This window comes from Marinobacter sp. UBA2498 (assembly GCF_002341575.1).
In the GTDB taxonomy this organism is placed as follows: Bacteria; Pseudomonadota; Gammaproteobacteria; order Pseudomonadales; family Oleiphilaceae; genus Marinobacter; species Marinobacter manganoxydans.
This window is the reverse complement of the sequence record NZ_DDOI01000099.1, coordinates 16889-23320: the sequence shown is the minus strand read 5'-3', so window position 1 is coordinate 23320 and position 6432 is coordinate 16889. Positions and strand designations below refer to the sequence as shown.

General features: G+C 57.0%; 3 protein-coding genes. All 3 read left to right on the top strand.

Annotated elements, in window-relative coordinates; translation table 11 throughout:
- Window positions 1-1226 (top strand): AMP-binding protein (locus tag B2W52_RS13785; RefSeq protein WP_286803582.1); only part of this gene is annotated, 1226 nt, incomplete at its 5' end.
- A 123-nt stretch (window positions 1227-1349) separates the two neighbouring features.
- Complete coding sequence (gene hrpA / locus B2W52_RS13780; protein ID WP_286803580.1) at window positions 1350-5285, top strand: ATP-dependent RNA helicase HrpA; 3936 nt, start codon at window positions 1350-1352, stop codon at window positions 5283-5285.
- A 150-nt stretch (window positions 5286-5435) separates the two neighbouring features.
- A partial coding sequence (locus B2W52_RS13775; protein ID WP_286803578.1) for a beta-ketoacyl-ACP synthase III occupies window positions 5436-6432 on the top strand: 997 nt, incomplete at its 3' end.

Sequence of the window (6432 nt, the reverse complement as noted above, 5' to 3'; positions counted from 1 at the left end):
TTACCGAAATCGCGGATATGCACTCGCCAATCAAGCGCACGCTGATGAATGCCGTGGTCAAGCATGTCAAAAAGATGGTGCCGCCGTTCAATCTGCCCCAGGCCCACAAGCTGCCTGCCGTTCTGAGTGCCGGCGCCCGTGAAAAATTCACCCCGGTAGAGTGCAAGCAGGATGACATTGCCGTGCTTCAGTACACCGGCGGGACGACCGGTGTGGCGAAAGGCGCGATGCTGACTCACGGCAACCTGGTAGCCAACCTGCTGCAGACCCGGCCTATGATGGAAGACATGGTGGTTGAAGGTCAGGAGGTTGTTATCGCGCCGCTGCCGCTCTACCACATTTATTCCTTTACCCTGAACTGCGGCATCATGCTTGAGGCCGGCGCGCACAACGTGCTGATTCCGAACCCGCGTGATATCCCGGGCTTTGTGAAAGAGCTGAAGAACCACAAGTTCACCGCGTTCCTGGGACTGAACACGCTCTTTGTCGCGCTTTGCAACAACGAAGACTTTCAGGATCTGGACTTCAGCAGCCTGAAGCTGACGTCCTCGGGCGGTATGGCGCTGACAAGCGACACTGCCAAGATGTGGGAGCGGGTCACCGGATGTGAGATCTGCGAGGGCTTCGGTATGACCGAAACCTCCCCGGTTGTGACCTTCAACCCCCACAGCGCCATTCAGATCGGCACCATCGGCCTTCCGATTCCGTCTACAGTGGTTAAAACCCTGGATGAAGAAGGCAATGAAACGCCTCTTGGCGAGCCAGGCGAGCTGTGTGTGAAGGGCCCGCAGGTTATGCGCGGTTACTGGCAGCGCCCTGAAGATACCCAGAAGTCCTTCACCGATGATGGCTATCTGCGCACCGGGGACATTGCCCTGATTCAGGAAGACGGCTATATCCGTATTGTCGATCGCAAGAAAGACATGATCATTGTCTCTGGCTTCAACGTGTTCCCGAATGAGATCGAAGATGTGGTCAGCAGCCATCCGAAAGTGGTCGAGTGCGCCGCGGTTGGCGTTCCCGATGCCAAGAGTGGTGAGGCGGTCAAGGTTTACCTGGTGCCGACGGCTGAAGGCGTCACGGAAAACGAGCTCAAGGAATTCTGCCGCGAGCGGCTCACTGCCTACAAGGTACCCAAGAAGTTTGAGTTCCGGGACGAACTGCCCAAGACTAACGTGGGCAAGATTCTCCGCCGTGAACTGCGAGACGAAGCGAATAACAAGTAAGCTTCTCTGGCGGTGAATCAAGGAAAACCCTGCTTCGGCAGGGTTTTTCCGTTTTTAAGAAACCGACTTTCCCGATAGACTGTCGCCCAATCGAATCCGAGTGAGCGCTATTCCGGCAATTCAATGACAGACACCCGTTCCGATACTCCGAGCACACCGAAACCCAAGCCCGATGGCGAAGCCGCCGTTAAAGCGATGATGGAGCAGCTGGACGCCTGCAATCAGCAGGAAGCCGCCCGCATTGTGAAAACGGTTGCCCGTACCAAGGGCAAACCGGGCCAGAAAGACCTCGAGAAAATGGCCAGCTGGCTGGAGCGCGGGCTTGAAAAGGTTCAGCAACGCCATGCCCTGCACAAGCCGGCCAGCTTCCCCGAGGGCCTTCCGGTCTCCGAGCGTGTGGATGATATCCGTGAGGCCATCGAAAACCATCAGGTGGTAATCATTGCGGGTGAAACCGGTTCTGGCAAAACCACCCAGATACCCAAAATATGCATGAATAGTGGTCGTGGTATTCGTGGCCTGATCGGCCATACCCAGCCCCGGCGGATCGCCGCCCGCAGTGTGGCTGCCCGCATTGCCGAGGAGATAGGTGAGCAGACCGGTCAGCAGATCGGGTATCAGGTTCGTTTTACCGATAACACCTCGGAGCAATCCCGTGTAAAGGTGATGACCGACGGCATCCTGCTGGCGGAGGTTCAGCACGACCGGTTTCTGGACCGCTACGATACGATCATCATCGACGAAGCCCACGAGCGCAGTCTCAACATCGATTTTCTGCTGGGCTACCTGCGCCAGCTCTTGCCCAAACGCCCGGATCTGAAGGTCATCATCACGTCGGCCACCATTGAGGTCGAGCGCTTCAGCGAGTTCTTCGACAAGGCGCCCGTGATCGAGGTGAGCGGCCGAACCTATCCGGTGGACGTGCGCTATCGGCCACTGACTGGAGATGAAGACGACCGGGATCAGGGTTGGACGGATGGCGTGCTGGGTGCCCTTGATGAAATCGAGCAGCACGAACGCAGCCAGAAACAGCCGCCTGGAGATATTCTGGTTTTTCTGCCCGGCGAGCGCGAGATCCGCAACCTAAGCAAGGTTCTTCGCCACGTCGACCTGCGCCATACCGAAGTGCTTCCGCTGTATTCCCGATTGAGCAACGCCGAGCAGAATCGGGTTTTCCAGTCCCACAAGGGGCGACGGATCGTGTTATCCACCAACGTGGCGGAGACCTCGCTGACGGTGCCGGGTATTCGATACGTGATCGATACCGGTGTTGCCCGGATCAGTCGTTACAGCGTGCGCTCGAAGATCCAGCGCCTGCCGGTGGAACCTATTTCCCAGGCGAGCGCCAACCAGAGGGCTGGCCGTTGCGGTCGTGTGGCACCGGGCATCTGCTTTCGGCTATACGACGAAACCGATTTTATCAACCGACCGGAATACACCGATCCGGAAATCCTGCGAACCAACCTGGCGTCCGTCATTCTGCAGATGGCTACTTCAGGTTTGGGGGAGATTCGCCAGTTCCCATTTCTTGAGGCGCCGGATAAGCGCCAGGTAAACGACGGCTACAAGCTCCTTGAAGAGTTGGGCGCGGTGGATGACAAACGCCGCGTCACCCGCCTTGGTCGAACCATGGCACGGCTGCCTCTTGACCCGCGCCTGGCCAGGATGCTGGTCACCGCCGCAGAGCTGGGCAGTCTTTCGGAAACGCTGGTGATCATTGCCGGGCTGAGTATTCAGGACCCCCGGGAACGCCCCCAGGACAAGCAGCAGGCTGCGGATCAGGCCCACGCGCCTTTCAATGACAAAGAATCCGATTTTCTGACGCTACTGAATGTCTGGAACTTCTACGAAGAACAGCGTCAGGAATTGTCCCAGAATCAGCTCAAAAAGGTCTGCCAGAAGAGTTTCCTGAGTTGGATGCGGATGCGGGAATGGCGGGACATCCATCGCCAGCTCACGTTGATCTGCCGGGAACAAAAGCTGGCGGTCAACAAGGATGCCGCGAGTTACGAAGCGCTGCACAAGGCGATTCTCGCGGGTCTCCTGGGCCAGGTGGCGGTGAAAGTGGAGAAAAAGGAATACCTGGCAACACGAAACCGGAAAGTCCTGATCTTTCCCGGTTCGAAGGTCGCCAAGACTGGCCCGAAATGGATTGTGGCCACCGAGATCGTGGAGACCAGTCGGGTGTTCGCCCGGGTGGTGGCCTCCATTCAACCGGAGTGGATTGAGCCCCTGGCCGGACATATCGTCAAGCACCACTACTTTGAGCCCCACTGGGAGCAGAAGCGGGCCCAGGTGATGGGCTATGAAAAGGTTACCCTTTACGGCCTCGATATCGTGGCCAAGCGCCGCATTCCTTACGCAAAGGTGGATCCGGCGGAATGCCGAAATCTGTTTATCCGGCGAGCCCTGGTGGAGGGGGATTACCGATCAAAGGCACCTTTTATCGCCCGTAACAGGGAAATGCTCGACACGGTTGAGAATCTGGAGAAGAAGACCCGGCGGCGTGACCTGCTCGTTGACGATGAAGTGCTGGTGGCCTTCTATTATGAACGCCTGCCGTCAGACATCATCAGTGGCAGGCACTTCGAGACCTGGTGGAAAGGGCTACCGGCGGAACAGTTGAAAGAACTGGAGCTCACCGAAACCGACATTCTTCAGCGACCGGTTGATGCCAAGGCCGCTGACCTGTACCCGGACTATCTGGAGTGGGAGGGTGTTCGTTACCCGCTGAGCTATGAGTTCGAACCCACCAGTGAAAAGGATGGCGTTACGCTTCAGGTGCCCTTGATGGCGCTCAAGCAGATACCGTCCCGTCGCCTGGAATGGCTGGTGCCGGGACTGTTGAGGGAGAAGTGCATTGCCCTGGTGAAATCCCTGCCCAAGACATTGCGCCGGAATTTCGTTCCGGTGCCGGATTTCGTGGATGCCGCTCTCGAAAATCTTCAGCCTTCCAACGAACCGCTGACGCTTCAGCTTGGCGAGCAGTTGCGGCGCATGACCGGCGTGCAGATTGATCCTGATGCCTGGACCGACAGCGAATTGCCAAAACACTTGCGGATGAACCTTCGCGTTATGGGTGACGGCGGTCGCGCCATTGCAGAGAGCCGAGAAACGGCAGATCTTCAGCACCAACTTGAGGGTCAGGCCGAGCAGGCGCTGGCCTCGGCGACTCAGGATGATGCGGCAACGGAACCGAGTGGCGAGTACACGGAATGGCAGTTCGGCGCATTGCCTGAACAGGTACAGACAGAAAAAGGCGGTATGCAGGTTACTGTGTATCCCGCCCTTGAGGACCTGGGTAAGCAGGTACGCCAGATCCGTTGTCTTGACCGGCTGACCGCTGAAGATACGACTCGGAAGGCTATCGCCCGCTTGATCATTAATCGGTTTGGCCGAACCCTTGATGATCTGGAGCGCAAGCTTCCCCGGTTTAAACAATCTGCGCTGATGTTTGCTCCGGTGGGTCAGTCGAAAGTGTTGTTGGACGATCTGCTGTTGGCGACCGCCATGCAGCACTTTCTTACGGACGAAATTCCGAGGACAGCAGAGGGCTTCGACAGGGTGTTTGATGCTCACCGAGGGGATTTCATCCCTGCACTGGAGCAGGCAGACGAACGGTTGTATCAGGCCATGTCCGGTTACCAAAAAGTGGCGAAACAGTTAAAAGGTAAGATCAATCTGGCCATGGCCAACAGCATGGCGGATCTCAAGTTTCAGCTGCAGAACCTGGTATATCCGGGATTCCTGGTTGAGACGCCGCCAGAGTGGCTGGCGGAATTCGGGCGCTATTTTGAGGCGGCTCTGGTTCGGCTGGAGAAGATGCCCCGGGAAATGGGCCGGGAACGGGAATTTCTCCACACCATTGAGCCGCTCTGGTCCCGGTATGCTGTCAAGCGGGACGAACAGCAACGGCAGGGCGTTCGAGACCCCGAGCTGGTGCTGTACCGCTGGATGCTGGAAGAATTCCGGGTGTCGTTTTTTGCACAGCAACTGGGCACGGTGATGACTGTGTCTGTAAAACGATTGGACCGGCAGTGGGAGAAAACGAAGGTCTGAGGCAGTAACGGGCGCACCAATCCGGTGCCCATGACTGACACCCGACGGGCAAAAGCCCGATACTGTGTTAGTATTTCCGGCAGTAGGTCAACGAATTAACAAAACGGGATGTCTGGTGTCCCGTTTTCACTATTATGACGTGGGGTTAGCGTGATTAAAGCCGTTATTAGCGGGACCGGTCTCTACACACCGCCAGCAACCATTAGTAATGACGAACTGGTCGAAGCCTTTAACCAGTATGTTGAACTTTTCAACGCCGAGAACGCAGACGCCATCGCCAGCGGCGATGTAACGCCACTGCAGCCTTCCTCCTCTTCGTTCATCGAAAAAGCGTCGGGAATCAAGCGTCGCCATGTCATCGACAAGGATGGCATTCTCGATCCCAACCGCATGAAACCCTATATCCCGGATCGCAGCAACGAAGAGCCCTCGGTTCAATGCGACATGGCCGTGACGGCGTGCCGTGAGGCGCTGGAACAAGCGGGCAAGTCGGCTGAGGATGTTGATGCGGTGATTGTTGCCTGCTCTAATCTGCAGCGAGCCTACCCAGCCGTTTCTATCGAGGTCCAAGAGGCGTTGGGTATCGACGGGTTTGCCTACGATATGAACGTAGCCTGCAGCTCCGCTACGTTCGGGCTCCAGGCCGCCGTTAATTCTGTCGAGAATGGCAGTGCCCGTGCCGTTCTGGTGGTCAGCCCGGAGATCTGTTCGGGCCACCTGAACTTCCGCGATCGGGACAGTCACTTTATTTTCGGTGACGCCTGTACGGCTATTCTGGTTGAGCGTGAAGAAGATACTCGTAAAGGCCAGGGCTTCGAGATCCTCGGTACCAGTCTGAAAACCAAATTCTCGAATAACATCCGGAACAATTTCGGGTTTCTGAACCGCGCCGACGATTCGGGTGTCGGAAAACCGGACAAGCTCTTCGTTCAGCAAGGCCGTAAGGTATTCAAAGAGGTGTCGCCACTGGTTGCCGAGACAATCCAGAAACAGCTGCAAAGCCTTTCTCTGGCCCCGGATGATCTCCGTCGTATGTGGCTGCACCAGGCCAACCTGAACATGAACCAGCTGATAGCGCGCAAGGTACTGGGTCGGGATGCCACCGAAGAAGAGGCCCCGGTCATCCTGGATGAGTACGCAAACACCA

Bases quoted from the DNA above. Each gene is read 5' to 3' on its own strand.
- hrpA (WP_286803580.1), top strand. From the start codon at position 1,350: ATGACAGACACCCGTTCCGATACTCCGAGCACACCGAAACCCAAGCCC.